A 15,427-nucleotide genomic window follows, 5' to 3' on the forward strand; every position below is an offset into this window, starting at 1 on the left:
TGATGGTTATGTAACACTCAAGGTGTTGTCACCTATGTGAGTGAACTTTTGTGTAACCCATGTGGGTGATCCGTACACATAGCGCGATGGACTCACTGGTCCACGGCTCCAACACCTTGTTCATCCTCATGGGCGCGATCCTGGTCCTGGCAATGCACGCGGGGTTCGCCTTTCTCGAGGTCGGCACGGTGCGGCACAAGAATCAGGTAAACGCACTGTCGAAGATCCTCAGCGATTTCGCGATATCCGCGCTGGTGTACTTTTTCATCGGCTACTGGATTGCCTATGGGGTGAGCTTTCTGCAGCCTGCCGCGGCTCTCGCCGATGACCATGGCTACGCCCTGGTCAAATGCTTTTTCCTGCTGACCTTCGCCGCGGCCATCCCGGCCATCATTTCCGGTGGTATCGCCGAGCGGGCGCGCTTTGCGCCACAACTGTGCGCGACGGCGTTGATCGTGGCGTTCATTTATCCGTTTTTCGAAGGCATCGTTTGGAACGGCAACTTCGGCCTGCAGGCCTGGCTGCATATGCGCTTCGGGGCACCCTTCCACGACTTCGCCGGCTCCGTGGTGGTGCACGCCATGGGGGGCTGGCTGGCGCTGGCCGCGGTGCTGCTGCTGGGCGCGCGCCGCGGCCGTTACCGAGACGGCCGGCTGGTGGCGTTCGCGCCCTCCAGCATACCGTTCCTGGCGCTGGGGTCGTGGATCCTGATCATCGGCTGGTTCGGCTTCAACGTGATGAGCGCCCAGACCCTGCAAGGGGTGAGCGGGTTGGTGGCGATCAACTCGCTGATGGCCATGGTCGGTGGCACCCTGTCGGCCTTGCTGGCCGGGCGCAACGACCCGGGGTTCCTGCACAACGGCCCGTTGGCCGGCCTGGTGGCGGTGTGCGCAGGTTCCGACCTGATGCATCCTCTGGGGGCGCTGGTGACCGGCCTTGTGGCCGGCGGGTTGTTCGTCTGGTGCTTCACTGCCGCGCAGAATCGCTGGAAGATCGACGACGTGCTGGGGGTATGGCCGTTGCACGGGCTGTGTGGCGTTTGGGGTGGCATCGCCTGCGGCGTGTTCGGGCAGGTGGCCCTGGGTGGGCTGGGTGGTGTCAGCCTGGTCAGCCAGCTGTTGGGCAGTCTGGCGGGGGTACTGGTCGCCCTGGCCGGTGGCTTCGCCGTGTACGGGTTGATCAAGGCGTTGCATGGCCTGCGTCTGAGCCATGAGCAGGAGTTCCAGGGCGCCGACTTGTCTGTGCATCGAATCGGCGCCACCAGCCAGGATTGAGGCACGTCAGGTGCACGCAGGCGCAGGCGGACCTAGAATGAGCATCCCTTCCTGCGATTTTGCGGAATAGACGCATGCTGCCTGAAACCCAATTGTTCGGCACCCTCGGGTGCCATCTGTGCGAAGTGGCCGAAGCCATGCTGATGCCATTCGTCGAGCACGGCTTGTTGGTCGAGCTGGTCGATATCGCCGAGGACGAGGTGCTGTTCGAACGCTACGGCCTGGTCATCCCGGTACTGCGCCGCTGTGACACCGGCGCCGAGCTGGGCTGGCCGTTCGATGCCGAGCAGGTGGTGGCCTTCCTTGGTTGAGCGGCGGCGCATTGACGGCGCGGTGGCTGGCTACGTATGCTGTATATAAATACAGTATCCAAGGTGAAGCCATGCTCAATGTCGAGCAACTCAAGTACAGCATCAACCACATGGCCCCCGAGCGTGTGTGCGAGGCGGTGCTGGAACTGCGCCTCGATGGCATCGTCACCGACGAGCGCACACCGTTCGGCAAGGTCCATTTCAATACCTGTTTCGCCGAGATCGAGGCGCTGTTCCAGCGCGCCGGTTTTCACCGCCCGCTGGATGTGGTGGGCTACCAGGGAATGAGCTACGCCCTCTACGATCCGGGGCGCTGGGACGCGGTTCAGGTGCTGCGCTGGCTAAAGGCGCGTTGCGAGCCGGCGTGCGAGGCTGGTTGAGGTACGCCGGGTAGGGGATAATACCTGCCCCTGCTTGACCGAGCCTGATGATGACCACGCCTTTTGACCCCGCCCGCCAGCAAGCCAGTACCGTATGCCTGCCTCCGGGGCCCTGGGCCAACGTGCTCGACTGCCTGTGCGATCATTTCAAGGGCATCGCGCGTGAGCAGTGGCTCGACCGCTTCGCCCGAGGGCGGGTATTGAATGCCGAGGGCCAGCCCATTGCAGCGGACACCCGCTATCGTCGGGGGATGCGCCTCCACTATTTTCGTGAAGTACCCAATGAAAAGGTGATCCCGGTTCAGGAAGAAATCCTGCATGTGGATGAGCACCTGGTGGTGGCAGACAAGCCGCATTTCCTGCCTGTGACGCCTACCGGCGAGTACGTCGAGCAGACCCTGCTGCGTCGGCTGATCCGGCGCCTGGACAACCCGCACCTGGTGCCGCTGCATCGCATCGACCGGCACACTGCCGGGCTGGTGCTGTTCTCTGCCAATCCGCAGAGCCGTGGCGCCTATCAGCGTCTGTTCCCCGAGCGGCGTATCGACAAGCATTACCAGGCCATTGCCGCGGCCATGCCGCAGCATGATTACCCGTTGGTGCATCGCAGCCGTCTGGTGCATGGCGAGCCGTTCTTCCGCATGCATGAGGTGGAAGGAGTCGACAACAGCGAAACCCATGCCTGTGTGCTGGAGAAAAATGGCGATCTGTGGCGCTATGGCCTGTCACCGGTCACCGGCAAGACCCACCAGTTACGCGTTCATATGGCGGCGCTGGGCGCGGGGATCTGCAACGATCCGTTCTATCCGCAACTGGTCAACGAGCAGGATGATTACGCACGACCACTCAAGCTGCTGGCCCATAGCCTGCGTTTCGAGGATCCGTTGACGGGTGAGGTGCGTTACTTCGAGAGCCGGCTGAAGCTCGACTGGTAGACACATCGCCGGCAAGTCGGCTACCACAGAGATGGCGCTTGGCCTGAGGGCTTCGCGGTCAGTGTGGGAGCCGGCTTGCCGGCGATGCGCCGCTTAAGCGGCGCCTTTTGCCATCAGCGGTTGAAGCGCTCCACCAGCGAGTACTGGGTACCCGCCGTGCTGGTCAGCTCTTCGCTGAGCAGCGCCGAGCGCTGGGCCTGGCCGGCGGTCTGGTCGGCGAGGTCGGCGATGGTGCTGATGTTGCGGCTGATCTCCTCGGCCACCGCGCTCTGCTCTTCGGTGGCCGCGGCGATCTGGGTCGCCATGTCGGTGATGTTGGCCACGGCCTCACTGATGCCCACCAATGCCTCGTCGGCCTGCATGACCCGCTCGACACCTTCCTGGGCCTGGCGATGGCCGGTCTCCATGGTCTGCACCGCGTTGTTGGCAGTCTGTTGCAGCTTGGCGATCAGTGTGTGGATCTGCCCGGTGGATTCAGCGGTGCGCTGGGCCAGCTGGCGGACCTCATCGGCCACCACGGCGAAGCCGCGGCCCATCTCACCGGCACGCGCCGCTTCGATGGCGGCGTTGAGCGCCAGCAGGTTGGTCTGGTCGGCGATGCCCTTGATCACATCGACCACGCCGCCAATCTCGTCGCTGTCCTTGGCCAGTTGAGTGACGGTCAGCCCGGTTTCGCCCACGGCAGCCGACAGCCGCTCGATGGCATCACGGGTTTCGCCGGCGATATTGCGGCCCTGGCTGGTCAGGCGATTGGCCTCCTGCGTCGCGTCTGCGGTGCGCTGGACATGGTTGGCCACTTCCTGGGTGGTGGCTGCCATCTGGTTGACGGCGGCAGCCACCTGCTCGGTCTCCACGCGCTGACGCTCCAGGCCCGTGGAGCTCTGGTGGGCGAGGGTGTCGGACTGGCGGGCCTGGTCGCTGAGCTGCTCGGCGCTGTCCTGCAGCCGGGTCAGGCAGGTCTTCATGCGTGCGTCCTGGCTGAGCATGGCCATTTCCAGGCGTGCCTGGACGCCGCGGCTGTCGGTATACATCTGCGCGATCAGGGGGTCGGAAGTGGTCTGCTCGGCCAGGCGCAGCAAGCGCTTGAGGCCCCGTTGCTGCCAGCTCAACCCAAGCAGGCCGAGCGGCACCGACAAGCCGGCGGCCAGGGCAAAGCCCCAGGAGTGGCCAAGCCAGTTGCCGATCAGGAAACCGATCTGGCTGACCAGGATGAACGGCAGCCAGTCCTGCAGCACCGGCAGCCATTTGTCCCGTTTCGGGATGGCCGACTTGCCCTGGTTGATGCGCTGGTACAGCGCCTCGGCGCGGCGGATCTGCTCGGCCGTGGGCTTGACCCGCACCGACTCGTAGCCGACCACCTGGTTGCTGTCGAAGATTGGCGTGACGTAGGCATTGACCCAATAGTGGTCGCCCGACTTGCAGCGGTTCTTGACGATGCCCATCCACGGCAGGCCCTGCTTGAGGGTCTGCCACATATGGGCGAACACGGCGGCCGGGACGTCGGGGTGGCGCACCAGATTATGCGGTGCGCCCATCAGTTCTTCGCGGGAAAACCCGCTGATCTCGATGAAGGCATCGTTGCAGTAAGTGATCACGCCTTTGGCGTTGGTGGTGGAGATCAACCGCTGCTGGGCAGGGAAAGTCCGTTCTCTCTGGGTAATCGGCTGGTTGTTACGCATTGGCTGTTCAATCCGCAAGGCTTTCGACGGGTATCGGCAAGCCTCTGGTTTTATTGAATGAATATTTGACTGCCTTGATCTATGGCAAGGAGCCATCGGTGTGGTTGAGCTATCGCAACCATCCTGATCGCAGCCATTGCCTTCAATATTGCAGTTTTCTTTATAAATTATGACGAATAAGTCTGATCATGACCGATTGTTCAGCTCGGGGCCAGCATCGGGTAGCTGAACAGGGCGAAGTGCGCCAGGTTGACGCAGGCATGGCACGCGACTGCCGCGGCCAACCCTCCATGGCGATAGGCCAGACCATATCCCACCCCGGCCAGGGTGGCCAGATAGAACCACTGCCAGCCGCCAGCCAGGTGCGCGAGGCCGAACAACAGCGCGGCGAGCAGCAGGGCCAACCCCTCATGCTTGAACAGACGTTGCAGGCCGCCCTGGATATAGCCACGGAACAGCAGTTCCTCGGTCAGGCTCACCAGCAGCAGGTTGTTGGCCAGCCACAGCCAGGCCTGGTCAGGCCACTTCGGTGCCCAGGCCACCAGGCCCAGGGTCCAGGCGCCACCCAGGCAGGCGAACAGGGTAAGGGGCAGGATCAGCGCCAGGCTCATGGCCAGGCCGCGAGCGCGCAGCATTACCAGCCAAGGGCAGGCCAGCAGCAGCCATAGGCCGATCAGCGGCTTGTCGAGGTTCAGGTACATGGAGAAGGGCACCGCGCCTTCGCTGAGGACGGCCTTGTCGATGACGCGGGCGCCATGGAAGCCGGGCAGCCAGTGCAGCGCCAAGGCGATGGCGAGAACGACGAAGAGCAGGTGGCCGAGGGTCTGTTGCCAGCGGACCTGGCGGCGCGCCAGCAGGCCGCTGCAGAACAGGGCGAGCAAGGCGGGCAGGGCGATCAGGCCGATACTGCCGTGGGTCAGTGCGAGGGTGTAGCCGAGGCCGAGCAGGAGCAGGGCGATCCAGTGGAGACGGGGCATTGGGTTTCCTTGTGCCGGTGGGTCCATGGAGGGTAGGACTCAGCCAAGCGGCTTCAGGACACCATGCTTTGCAGGAACAACGATATGAAGGCGCAGGCATGGGAGCGGGGCAACCCCGCTCCCACGACAGCCCGCACCAAAGGCGCGGGCGCGAGCAGTGAGTTCCTACCCTGCGATCAATTGCCGCAGCACATAATGCAGGATCCCCCCCGATTTGAAGTATTCCACCTCATTGAGCGTATCGATCCGGCACAGCACCTCGATCTGGTCCTGGCGCCCATCCTCGCGGGTAATGCGCAGCGGCAGGCTCATGCCCGGGCGGATCTGCGCATCGGTCAGCCCAAGCACATCGATGCGCTCGCTGCCGGTCAGCCCCAGGCGCTTGCGATCGTCCCCCGCCTTGAACTGCAGCGGCAGCACGCCCATGCCCACCAGGTTGGAGCGGTGGATGCGTTCGAAACTTTCCGCCAGCACCGCCTTGACCCCCAGCAGGTTGGTGCCCTTGGCCGCCCAGTCACGGCTGGAACCGGTGCCGTATTCCTGCCCGGCGATCACCACCAGCGGCGTGCCATCCTTCTGGTAACGCATGGCGGCATCGTAGATCGACAGCTTTTCACCGCTGGGCACGTACAGGGTGTTGCCACCTTCCTCGCCGCCGAGCATTTCGTTGCGGATGCGGATGTTGGCGAAGGTACCGCGCATCATTACTTCATGGTTGCCGCGACGCGAACCGTAGGAGTTGAAGTCACGAGGTTCCACGCCCTTGTCGCGCAGGTAGCGCCCGGCCGGGCTGTCGGCCTTGATGTTGCCGGCCGGTGAAATGTGGTCGGTGGTCACCGAATCACCGAGCAAGGCGAGGATGCGTGCGTTGCGCACATCAGCGATCTCCGGCAGCGGGCCGCCGATGTCGTCGAAGAAGGGTGGGTGCTGGATATAGGTGGAGTCGTCCTGCCAGACATAGGTCGCGGCCTGGGGCACCTCGATCGCCTGCCATTGGGCATCGCCGGCGAACACCTCGGCGTATTCCTTGTGGAACATGCGGGTGTCGACATTGCTGACCGCCTCGGCGATTTCCTGCTGGCTTGGCCAGATGTCGCGCAGGTACACGGGCTTGCCGTCCTTGCCGGTGCCGAGCGGGTCCTGGCTGAGGTCGACGCGCACGCTGCCGGCCAGGGCGTAGGCCACCACCAGCGGCGGCGAAGCCAGCCAGTTGGTCTTGACCAGCGGGTGTACCCGGCCTTCGAAGTTGCGGTTGCCCGACAGCACCGAGGCGACGGTGAGGTCGGCGCTGCCGATGGCTTGCTCGATGGCCTCGTCCAGGGGGCCCGAGTTGCCGATACAGGTGGTGCAGCCATAGCCGACCAGGTCGAAACCGAGCTGGTCGAGGTAGGGTGTCAGGCCTGCGGCCTTGTAGTAGTCGGTGACCACCTTGGAGCCGGGGGCGAGCGAACTCTTCACCCAGGGTTTTCGTTGCAGGCCTTTCTCCACGGCTTTCTTCGCCACCAGCCCGGCGGCCATCATCACGCTGGGGTTGGAGGTGTTGGTGCAGGAGGTGATGGCGGCGATCACCACCGCGCCGTCGCGCAGGGTGTGGGTCTGGTTGTCGTGGGTGTAGTCGATCTCGCCGGCCTGGTCGGCATTGCCCACCGCCACGCCACCGCCGCCTTCGCTTTCCAGGCGACCGACCTCCTTGGCCAGGGGCTTGGGTTGCAACTCGATGAAGTGGTCGAAGGCTTGGCGTACCTGGCCCAGGGCAACGCGGTCCTGCGGACGCTTCGGCCCGGCCAGGCTGGCTTCAACCTCGTTCATGTCCAACGCCAGGGTGTCGCTGAACAGCGGCTCCTGGCCGGGCAGGCGCCACAGACCCTGGGCCTTGCAGTAAGCCTCGACCAGTTGCACGGTTTCCTCGGGGCGGCCGGACAGGCGCAGATAGTCCAGGGTCACCTGGTCGACCGGGAAGAAGCCACAGGTGGCCCCATACTCGGGGGCCATGTTGGCGATGGTCGCGCGGTCGGCCAGCGGCAGGTCGGCCAGGCCGTCGCCATAGAACTCGACGAACTTGCCCACCACGCCCTTCTTGCGCAGCATCTGTGTCACCGTCAGCACCAGGTCGGTGGCGGTGATGCCCTCGCGCAGCTTGCCGGTGAGCTTGAACCCGATGACTTCGGGGATCAGCATCGATACCGGTTGGCCAAGCATGGCCGCCTCGGCTTCGATTCCGCCCACGCCCCAGCCGAGCACGCCCAGGCCATTGATCATGGTGGTGTGCGAATCGGTGCCGACCAGGGTGTCGGGGAAGGCATAGGTGTGGCCGTCCTCTTCGCGGGTCCATACCGTGCGGCCCAGGTATTCAAGGTTGACCTGGTGGCAGATGCCGGTGCCCGGCGGCACCACACGGAAGTTGTCGAAGGCGTTCTGGCCCCAGCGCAGGAAGGCGTAGCGCTCACCGTTGCGCTGCATCTCGATGTCGACGTTCTGGGCGAACGCGGCCGGGGTGGCATAACGGTCGACCATCACCGAGTGGTCGATCACCAGGTCCACCGGCGACAACGGATTGATCCGCTGCGGGTCGCCGCCGGCCTTGGCCATGGCCGCACGCATGGCGGCCAGGTCGACCACCGCCGGCACGCCGGTGAAGTCTTGCATCAGCACCCGAGCCGGGCGGTACTGGATCTCGCGGTCGGAGCGGCGCTCCTGCAGCCAGGCGGCCAGGGCCTTGAGGTCGTCGCCGGTGACGGTCTTGCCGTCTTCCCAGCGCAGCAGGTTCTCCAGCAGTACCTTGAGCGACATGGGCAGGCGTTGCAGGTCGCCGAGCTGGCGGGCGGCGTCGGGCAAGCTGAAATAGTGGTAGGCGCGGTCGGCCACCTGGAGGGTCTTGAGGGTTTTCAGGCTATCGAGCGAGGGCATTTACAACTCCTTGTGCTCCGGTGCCCGGCGACTGCGGGTTGCTCGCCGGTGTCACCGCTCTGGACCAGTCCGCACGGCACGGACCTGGCTGAACAGTCAGGTTAGACCGGTTTGCCGGTCCCGACCCTTTTCTGGACCGATGGGGCGTGTCGCTGGTTCCCGACTTCCTTTATCATTCGCCGCCCTGGCGCCGTCTGCGCCAGTGATGTGGAGTGAGAAATGAATACCCTGTTCATGCATTGCCGGCCCGGCTTCGAGGGCGAGGTCTGCGCCGAAATCAGCGAACACGCCGCCCATTTGGGCGTGCCCGGCTATGCCAAGGGCAAGCCGCAGAGTGCCTGCGCCGAGTTCGTCTGCACCGAGCCCGGTGGCGCCGAACGCATGATGCAGGCGCTACGCTTTTCGCAGCTGATCTTCCCGCGCCAGTGGGCCCGCGGCACGTACGTCGAGCTGCCGGAGACCGACCGTATCAGCGTGCTGCTCGAGCACCTGGCTGCGCTGCCGGTGTGCGGCAGCCTGTGGCTGGAGGTGCTCGACAGCAACGAGGGCAAGGAGCTGTCGACCTTCTGCCGCAAGTTCGAGGTGCCGCTACGCAAGGCCCTGGAGAAGGCCGGCCGTCTGGTCGATGACGCCCGCCGTCCGCGTCTGCTGCTGACTTTCATCAGCGGCCGCCGGGTCTTCCTCGGCCTGGCCGAAGCCGACAACTCGGCGCTGTGGCCGATGGGCATCCCACGCCTGAAGTTCCCCCGCGAGGCCCCGAGCCGCTCGACCCTCAAGCTCGAGGAGGCCTGGCACCAGTTCATCCCGCGCGAGCAATGGGACGCGCGCCTGAACGACGACATGACGGGTGTCGACCTGGGCGCCTCGCCCGGCGGCTGGACCTACCAGCTGGTCAAGCGCGGCATGCTGGTGACCGCCATCGACAACGGGCCGATGGCCGAGAGCCTGATGGATACCGGCCTGGTCACTCATCTGATGGCCGACGGCTTTACCTGGCAGCCGAAGCAGACGGTGGACTGGATGGTCTGCGATATCGTCGAGAAGCCGGCGCGCACCGCTTCGCTGATCGAGACCTGGCTGGGCGAGGGCTTGTGCCGCGAGGCGGTGGTCAACCTGAAGCTGCCGATGAAGCAACGCCATGCCGAGGTTCGCAAGCTGCTGGATCGCATCGAGGCTGGGTTCAAGGCGCGCAAGGTGAAGGTGTCGATCGCCTGCAAGCAGCTGTATCACGACCGTGAGGAAGTCACTTGCCATCTGCGCCGGCTGGACCTGAAGCCGCGCTGAGCCGATCGCGGGGCAAGCCCTCTCCCACCGTACCCGGCTCTTGCGGGGGTGGGCTTGGCGCCCCTCGGCCGATACGCCACAATGACGAGCATTTTGCGGAGCCTTTCATGACCGATTTCACCCACGACGCGATCCTCGACGCCACCGGCCTGAACTGCCCAGAGCCGGTGATGATGCTGCACAAGCATGTGCGCGAGCTGGTATCCGGCGGCGTGCTCAAGGTCATCGCCACCGACCCGTCGACCCGCCGCGACATCCCCAAGTTCTGCATCTTCCTCGGCCACGAGCTGCTCGGCCAGGAAGAAGACGCCGGAACCTACCTGTACTGGATCCGCAAGAAGGCCGACTGAGCCCGCCGCGATCGCGCTACACTGCGCTCCCCTGACAGGAGAGCGCCATGCTGATAGTTGCCGACGAGAATATCCCGCTGCTCGATGCCTTCTTTGCCGGTTTCGGTGAAATCCGCCGTTATCCCGGCCGGGCCATCGACGCCGCCTGCGTCAAGGACGCCGACGTGCTGCTGGTACGCTCGGTGACTCGCGTCGATCGGCAACTGCTCGAGGGCAGTCGGGTACGCTTTGTCGGCACCTGCACCATCGGCACCGATCACCTCGACCTCGAACATTTCGCCGAAGCCGGTATTAACTGGAGCAGCGCGCCGGGCTGCAACGCCCGTGGCGTGGTGGACTACGTGCTGGGCAGCCTGCTGACCCTGGCCGAGCTCGAGGGGGCCGACCTGGGCAAGCGCGTCTACGGCGTGGTCGGCGCAGGTGAGGTCGGCGGGCGGCTGGTGCGGGTGCTGCGCGGTCTCGGTTGGAAGGTGCTGGTGTGCGACCCGGTGCGCCAGGCCAGCGAGGGCGGCGACTTTGTCGATCTCGAGACGATCCTCGAACAATGCGATGTGATCAGCCTGCACACGCCGCTGCAACGCGGCGGCGAGCACCCGACCTGGCACCTGCTCGACCAGCCTGGCCTGGCGCGCCTGCGTGCCGGCGCCTGGCTCATCAACGCCAGCCGTGGACCGGTAGTGGACAACGCGGCCCTGCGCGAACTGCTGCTGGATCGCGAGGACGTGCATGCGGTGCTCGACGTGTGGGAGGGCGAGCCGCAGGTGGACCTGGCGCTGGCCGATCTGTGCACCCTGGCCACGCCGCATATCGCCGGTTACAGCCTGGATGGCAAGCAGCGTGGCACGGCGCAGATCTACCAGGCGTTCTGCCGCTGGCAGGGCTTGCCCGAGCAGGTGCGACTGGCCGACCTGTTGCCGGCGACGGGCTTGGCGCAGATCGAGTTCGACGCCAGCGCGGAGCCGGGGTGGACATTGGCCACCCTGTGCCGCGCGGTGTACGACCCGCGTCGCGACGATGCGGATTTTCGTCGCAGCCTCAGCGACGACTCGGCCGAGCAACGCGCCGCGTTCGACCTGCTGCGCAAGCTTTATCCGGTGCGCCGTGAAATCGAGGGATTGGCGGTACGGCTGCGGGGGGAGGCGCCGCAACTGGCGCAGGTGGTCAGCGCGTTGGGGGCGGTTCTGGTGTGATGGCGGTCGTGGGCCAAGTCCATACCCGCAGTTGAGGCTGGGGCACACAAAGAAAAACCCGGCGCAGGCGCCGGGTTTGCACGCAATTCAAGGGGGTCAGTCCTTGCGGACTTTCTCTACCCGACTGTCTTCCAGGTCTTTGCAGGCTTTCTGGATCATCTGTTCTGTGATCGGGACTTCGCGGCCTTGGGCATCGATGATCGAGCCGCAAACCTGAGGTTGCGGGCGCGTCTGGGTAGTGGCCGTATTGGTGTGCTGCAAGCTCATGTCCTGTCTCCTCTTTCAGGTTCAAGCTCAAGGTAATGCTTCGCCGTGACTGGTCTGTGACAGCTTGTTAGGCGTCTTGCCAAATCAGTCCAACAGAAAGCGCGGCAAAGCTCCAGTACCGGGTTAGAACGATTGGGCATAGTCACTGCTGCACCGCTCGATGATGGGACGGCGACACAATCCCAGGGGTTGCAGAAGGCCGACGAGTGGTAGTCTTGTGCTATCCCCCAGCCGAATGGCTTTGCCATGCCTGATCCAATCTCTTCTCGCCAGCGCCGGGCACTGCACCTGGGCTGGCAGTTCGTCCGCCCCTACCGCCGCCAGGCGCTGCTGGCCTTGCTGGCGCTGGTGGTCACCGCCGCCATTACCTTGTCCATGGGGCAGGGCATCCGTCTGCTGGTCGACCAGGGCTTCATGACCGGCTCGGCGCACCAGCTCAACCAGACCATCGGCCTCTTCATGCTGCTGGTGGTGGCGCTGGCGGTGGGGACCTTCGCCCGTTTCTACCTGGTATCGTGGATCGGCGAGCGCTGCGTGGCCGATATCCGCCGGGCAGTGTTCGACCACCTGGTCTGGCTGCATCCGGGGTTCTTCGAGGACAACCGTAGTTCGGAGATCCAGTCGCGGCTGACTGCCGACACCACTTTGCTGCAGTCCGTCATCGGCTCGTCGCTGTCGCTGTTCCTGCGCAATGCGCTGATGGTGGTCGGCGGGGTGATTCTGCTGTTCGTCACTAACCCCAAGCTGACCAGCATCGTGGTGCTGGCCCTGCCCCTGGTGCTGGCGCCGATCCTCCTGTTCGGCCGGCGCGTGCGCAGCCTGTCGCGGCAGAGCCAGGACCGGGTGGCCGATGTGGGCAGCTATGTCGCCGAGACCCTTGGCCAGATCAAGACGGTGCAGGCCTACAACCACCAGGCGCGTGACCAGGCACTGTTCGGTGACACCGTGGAGGCGGCGTTCGACGTGGCGCGGCGGCGTATCGCCCAGCGTGCCTGGCTGATTACCCTGGTGATCGTGCTGGTGCTTGGCGCAGTGGGGGTAATGCTCTGGGTGGGTGGCACGGATGTGATCGCTGGGCGCATCTCGGGTGGCGAGCTCGCCGCGTTCGTGTTCTACAGCCTGATCGTCGGCAGCGCCTTCGGCACCCTGAGCGAGGTGATCGGCGAATTGCAACGGGCCGCCGGTGCCGCCGAGCGCATCGCCGAGCTGCTGGCGGCGCAGACGGCGATCCTGGCGCCGTCACAGCCGGTGGGGTTGGCGCACGGGCGTACCAATGGCGACATCGAACTGCGCGAGGTGCGCTTCGCCTACCCGTCACGGCCCGCAGTGGCGGCCGTCGACGGCCTCAGTCTGCATATCCGCCCCGGCGAGACTTTGGCGCTGGTCGGCCCGTCGGGGGCTGGCAAGTCGACCCTGTTCGACCTGCTGCTGCGGTTCTACGACCCGCAAGGTGGCGCGATTTTGCTTGATGGCCAGCCGATCACCGGGCTGGCACCTGTCGACCTGCGTCGCCAGTTTGCCCTGGTAGCCCAGCAGCCGGCGCTGTTTCGCGGCACGGTCGAGGCCAATATCCGCTACGGTCGGCCCGAGGCCAGCCTGGCCGAGGTCGAGGCGGCTGCGCGCGGTGCCCATGCCCATGAATTCATCATCCAGCTGCCCCAGGGCTACCAGACACCCTTGGGCGAGGGTGGCGTGGGCTTGTCCGGTGGCCAGCGCCAGCGCCTGGCGATCGCCCGGGCGCTGCTGGTGGATGCGCCGATTCTGCTGCTGGATGAAGCCACCAGCGCGCTGGACGCACAAAGCGAGTATCTGATCCAGCAGGCATTGCCACAACTGATGGCTGGGCGCACCACTCTGGTCATCGCCCACCGCCTGGCGACGGTGCAGCATGCCGACCGTATCGCGGTGATCGACAAAGGCCGACTGGCGGCCGTCGGGACCCATCGACAACTGATCGAGCAAAGCCCACTCTACGCCCGCCTGGCAGCACTGCAATTCAACTCGGGCTGAGTATCTTGCTGTCGCTGTTCTGTAACAAATCTGTAGCAATTGCCTGAGACTATCTGCCTCGGCTGTTGCGCAGGTGCTTGCCCTGGTTGCCATCCCACGATGGCGGCGTTGATGGGGCAGCGAACGAGGACAAGGAGGCCTCTGTCGGCGGTGCCGGCGTGCGTCGTTTCCCTCTTCCTTGTTCCGAGATCGCAATCTTGCGTAAATCCCTCAGAGTCCAAATTCTCTCCCTGCTCGGTGGCAGCCTGGTGGCGATCCTGTTGATCGCCCTGGTGTGCTTCCAGTTCCTGTCCTCCAGTGTGCGCGGCTACGCCGAGCTGGTGGACGGACCGTTGCGTGCCTCGCAGTTGATCGACGAAGCCAACCTGCAGTTCAAGATCCAGGTGCAGGAATGGAAGAACGTGCTGCTGCGTGGTCGCCAACCGGCGGAGCTGGACAAGTACTGGCAGCAGTTCCAGGCCCGCGAGCAGCAGGTGCAGCAATTGCTGGGGCAATTGATCGACAGCAGCGATCCGGCGCTCAAGGCGCGCCTGGAGCAGCTCAAGGTCAGCCACCGCCAGCTGGGTTCGGCCTACGAGCAAGGGCGCCAGGCATTCCTGGCTGCCGGTGGCGACCCGGTGGCCGGCGACCTGGCGGTCAAGGGCGTGGACCGCGCCACCAGCGACCAGATGAGTGCTCTGGTGGAGCAACTGCGCGCCGATGCCCACGGGCGTGCCGACGCCATCAGCGCCAGCGCCGAGCGAACGGTGTGGTTGGGCGTTCTGGTGATGCTGGCCTCGGCCGTGCTGGTCGGGCTGTTCAGCCTGTGGTTGGTCAACCGCAGCCTGGTCGAGCCGATCCGCCAGTTGATCGACTACGTCGCCCAGCTCAGCCAGGGGCGTTTCGCCGCCCGGGTCGACAGCCGTCGCGAGGATGAACTCGGGCGCCTGGCGCTGGCGGCCAACACCCTGCGTGATTTTCTTGCCGACACCGTCGGTCGGCTCAAGGACAACGCCGAGGAGCTGGAGAGCGCCAGCGGCCAGCTCAGCCGTATCGCCAGCGACATGGCCCATGGCACCCATGATCAGTTCCAGCGTACCGACCAGGTCGCCACGGCCATGCACGAGATGTCCGCCACCGCCCAGGAAGTGGCCCGCCATGCCGCCGATGCCGCCCGCGCGGCGGACGAGGCCGACCACAGCGCCCAGGCGGGCGAGCAGGTCATGCAGCGCACCATCGACACCATTGCCGTGGTCAACCGCGAGATCGCCGGCACCGCAACGGTGATTCGCCACCTGGAAAACGACAGCACGCGCATCGGCAAGGTGCTTGAAGTGATTCGCGGCATCGCCGAACAGACCAACCTGCTGGCGCTTAACGCCGCCATCGAGGCCGCCCGTGCTGGCGAGGCCGGGCGGGGTTTCGCGGTAGTAGCCGATGAGGTACGCAGCCTGGCCCAGCGCACCGCGGCATCGATCGCCGAGATCCACCAGATCATCGAGGCGGTGCAGTCGGGTGCGGTGGAGGCAGTAAAGGCTATCGAAAGTGGCCGGCAGCGCAGCGAGGAGGGAGCCGAGCAGGTGCAGCACGCCGGGCAGATGCTGCAGCGCATCACCACGGCAGTTGAAGCGATACGCGACATGAACCGGCAGATCGCTACCGCAGCCGAGGAGCAGACCAGCGTCGCCGAGGATATCTCGCGCAACCTGGTCGAGATCACCCGCATCGCCACCGCCAACCAGCAGGCGGTGCAGCAAACCGAGCAGGCCGGACAGCGCCTGCATGGACTGTCGGGTCAGTTGGGCGAAGTGACTTCTCGATTGACCGCTTGAATCGCCATTGCGGTGCGCCGATGCGACTTGCACCGCGATGCTTTTGAGGGTG

13 protein-coding genes and 1 pseudogene are annotated in these 15,427 nt (G+C 65.1%); 10 read left to right on the forward strand and 4 right to left on the reverse strand.

Features of this window, described 5'->3' with window-relative positions:
• The first annotated feature begins 59 nt into the window (after positions 1–59).
• From OH705_RS09755 to OH705_RS09770, 4 genes are all read left to right on the forward strand, one after another.
• Positions 60–1,274, forward strand: coding sequence for an ammonium transporter (locus OH705_RS09755; protein ID WP_267302061.1), 1,215 nt, complete (start codon positions 60–62; stop codon positions 1,272–1,274).
• Positions 1,275–1,348: 74 nt separating this feature from the next.
• On the forward strand, positions 1,349–1,585 hold the full coding sequence (locus tag OH705_RS09760; protein ID WP_023630966.1) for a glutaredoxin family protein: 237 nt from the start codon (positions 1,349–1,351) through the stop codon (positions 1,583–1,585).
• A gap of 71 nt (positions 1,586–1,656) precedes the next feature.
• The gene (locus OH705_RS09765; RefSeq protein ID WP_023630967.1) at positions 1,657–1,965 is read left to right on the forward strand and encodes a hypothetical protein; all 309 of its coding nucleotides are present in this window, start codon (positions 1,657–1,659) and stop codon (positions 1,963–1,965) included.
• 50 nt (positions 1,966–2,015) lie between these two features.
• Complete coding sequence (locus OH705_RS09770) at positions 2,016–2,900, forward strand: pseudouridine synthase (RefSeq protein WP_031315279.1); 885 nt, start codon at positions 2,016–2,018, stop codon at positions 2,898–2,900.
• 113 nt (positions 2,901–3,013) lie between these two features.
• On the opposite strand, the gene OH705_RS09775 is transcribed toward OH705_RS09770, so the two are convergent.
• The 3 genes from OH705_RS09775 to acnA form a co-directional block, all read right to left on the reverse strand.
• Positions 3,014–4,579 (reverse strand): methyl-accepting chemotaxis protein, encoded by a 1,566-nt coding sequence (locus OH705_RS09775; RefSeq protein WP_023630969.1) that lies wholly within the window; start codon positions 4,577–4,579, stop codon positions 3,014–3,016.
• 200 nt (positions 4,580–4,779) lie between these two features.
• Positions 4,780–5,556 (reverse strand): type II CAAX prenyl endopeptidase Rce1 family protein, encoded by a 777-nt coding sequence (locus tag OH705_RS09780; protein ID WP_023630970.1) that lies wholly within the window; start codon positions 5,554–5,556, stop codon positions 4,780–4,782.
• 165 nt (positions 5,557–5,721) lie between these two features.
• A complete protein-coding gene (acnA, locus tag OH705_RS09785; RefSeq protein ID WP_094010564.1) occupies positions 5,722–8,463 on the reverse strand; it encodes an aconitate hydratase AcnA in 2,742 nt (913 codons plus the stop codon).
• A 219-nt stretch (positions 8,464–8,682) separates the two neighbouring features.
• Between acnA and rlmM the strand changes: the two genes are divergently transcribed.
• The 3 genes from rlmM (at position 8,683) to pdxB (ending at position 11,287) form a co-directional block, all read left to right on the forward strand.
• Positions 8,683–9,747, forward strand: a complete 1,065-nt coding sequence (gene rlmM / locus OH705_RS09790) for a 23S rRNA (cytidine(2498)-2'-O)-methyltransferase RlmM (protein ID WP_038705734.1) — start codon at positions 8,683–8,685, stop codon at positions 9,745–9,747.
• Between the two features lie 107 nt (positions 9,748–9,854).
• Positions 9,855–10,097: a sulfurtransferase TusA gene (gene tusA, locus OH705_RS09795; protein ID WP_023632607.1), complete on the forward strand. Its 243-nt coding sequence runs from the start codon at positions 9,855–9,857 to the stop codon at positions 10,095–10,097.
• A 47-nt stretch (positions 10,098–10,144) separates the two neighbouring features.
• Positions 10,145–11,287: a 4-phosphoerythronate dehydrogenase PdxB gene (gene pdxB / locus OH705_RS09800; protein WP_267302065.1), complete on the forward strand. Its 1,143-nt coding sequence runs from the start codon at positions 10,145–10,147 to the stop codon at positions 11,285–11,287.
• A 96-nt stretch (positions 11,288–11,383) separates the two neighbouring features.
• Here the strand turns inward: pdxB and OH705_RS09805 are convergent, their stop codons facing one another.
• On the reverse strand, positions 11,384–11,554 hold the full coding sequence (locus tag OH705_RS09805; RefSeq protein ID WP_023631968.1) for a PA1571 family protein: 171 nt from the start codon (positions 11,552–11,554) through the stop codon (positions 11,384–11,386).
• Positions 11,555–11,800: 246 nt separating this feature from the next.
• On the opposite strand from OH705_RS09805, the gene OH705_RS09810 reads away from it, so the two are divergent.
• From OH705_RS09810 to OH705_RS29265, 3 genes and pseudogenes are all read left to right on the forward strand, one after another.
• The gene (locus tag OH705_RS09810; RefSeq protein ID WP_267302067.1) at positions 11,801–13,564 is read left to right on the forward strand and encodes an ABC transporter transmembrane domain-containing protein; all 1,764 of its coding nucleotides are present in this window, start codon (positions 11,801–11,803) and stop codon (positions 13,562–13,564) included.
• A 767-nt stretch (positions 13,565–14,331) separates the two neighbouring features.
• Positions 14,332–14,442: pseudogene (locus OH705_RS29260) on the forward strand (hypothetical protein); the annotation flags it as partial.
• A gap of 228 nt (positions 14,443–14,670) precedes the next feature.
• Positions 14,671–15,375 carry a methyl-accepting chemotaxis protein gene (locus OH705_RS29265; RefSeq protein ID WP_376780471.1) on the forward strand — a complete coding sequence of 235 codons (705 nt, stop codon included), beginning with the start codon at positions 14,671–14,673 and terminating at the stop codon, positions 15,373–15,375.
• Positions 15,376–15,427: the final 52 nt, after the last annotated feature.

The organism is Pseudomonas sp. BJa3, assembly GCF_026343815.1.
Taxonomy (GTDB): domain Bacteria; phylum Pseudomonadota; class Gammaproteobacteria; order Pseudomonadales; family Pseudomonadaceae; genus Aquipseudomonas; species Aquipseudomonas soli.

Bases quoted from the DNA above. Each gene is read 5' to 3' on its own strand.
- acnA (WP_094010564.1), bottom strand. From the start codon at position 8,463: ATGCCCTCGCTCGATAGCCTGAAAACCCTCAAGACCCTCCAGGTGGCC.
- rlmM (WP_038705734.1), top strand. From the start codon at position 8,683: ATGAATACCCTGTTCATGCATTGCCGGCCCGGCTTCGAGGGCGAGGTC.
- OH705_RS09770 (WP_031315279.1), top strand. From the start codon at position 2,016: ATGACCACGCCTTTTGACCCCGCCCGCCAGCAAGCCAGTACCGTATGC.
- tusA (WP_023632607.1), top strand. From the start codon at position 9,855: ATGACCGATTTCACCCACGACGCGATCCTCGACGCCACCGGCCTGAAC.
- OH705_RS09805 (WP_023631968.1), bottom strand. From the start codon at position 11,554: ATGAGCTTGCAGCACACCAATACGGCCACTACCCAGACGCGCCCGCAA.
- OH705_RS09760 (WP_023630966.1), top strand. From the start codon at position 1,349: ATGCTGCCTGAAACCCAATTGTTCGGCACCCTCGGGTGCCATCTGTGC.
- OH705_RS09775 (WP_023630969.1), bottom strand. From the start codon at position 4,579: ATGCGTAACAACCAGCCGATTACCCAGAGAGAACGGACTTTCCCTGCC.
- OH705_RS09780 (WP_023630970.1), bottom strand. From the start codon at position 5,556: ATGCCCCGTCTCCACTGGATCGCCCTGCTCCTGCTCGGCCTCGGCTAC.
- OH705_RS09765 (WP_023630967.1), top strand. From the start codon at position 1,657: ATGCTCAATGTCGAGCAACTCAAGTACAGCATCAACCACATGGCCCCC.
- pdxB (WP_267302065.1), top strand. From the start codon at position 10,145: ATGCTGATAGTTGCCGACGAGAATATCCCGCTGCTCGATGCCTTCTTT.
- OH705_RS29265 (WP_376780471.1), top strand. From the start codon at position 14,671: ATGTCCGCCACCGCCCAGGAAGTGGCCCGCCATGCCGCCGATGCCGCC.
- OH705_RS09755 (WP_267302061.1), top strand. From the start codon at position 60: ATGTGGGTGATCCGTACACATAGCGCGATGGACTCACTGGTCCACGGC.
- OH705_RS09810 (WP_267302067.1), top strand. From the start codon at position 11,801: ATGCCTGATCCAATCTCTTCTCGCCAGCGCCGGGCACTGCACCTGGGC.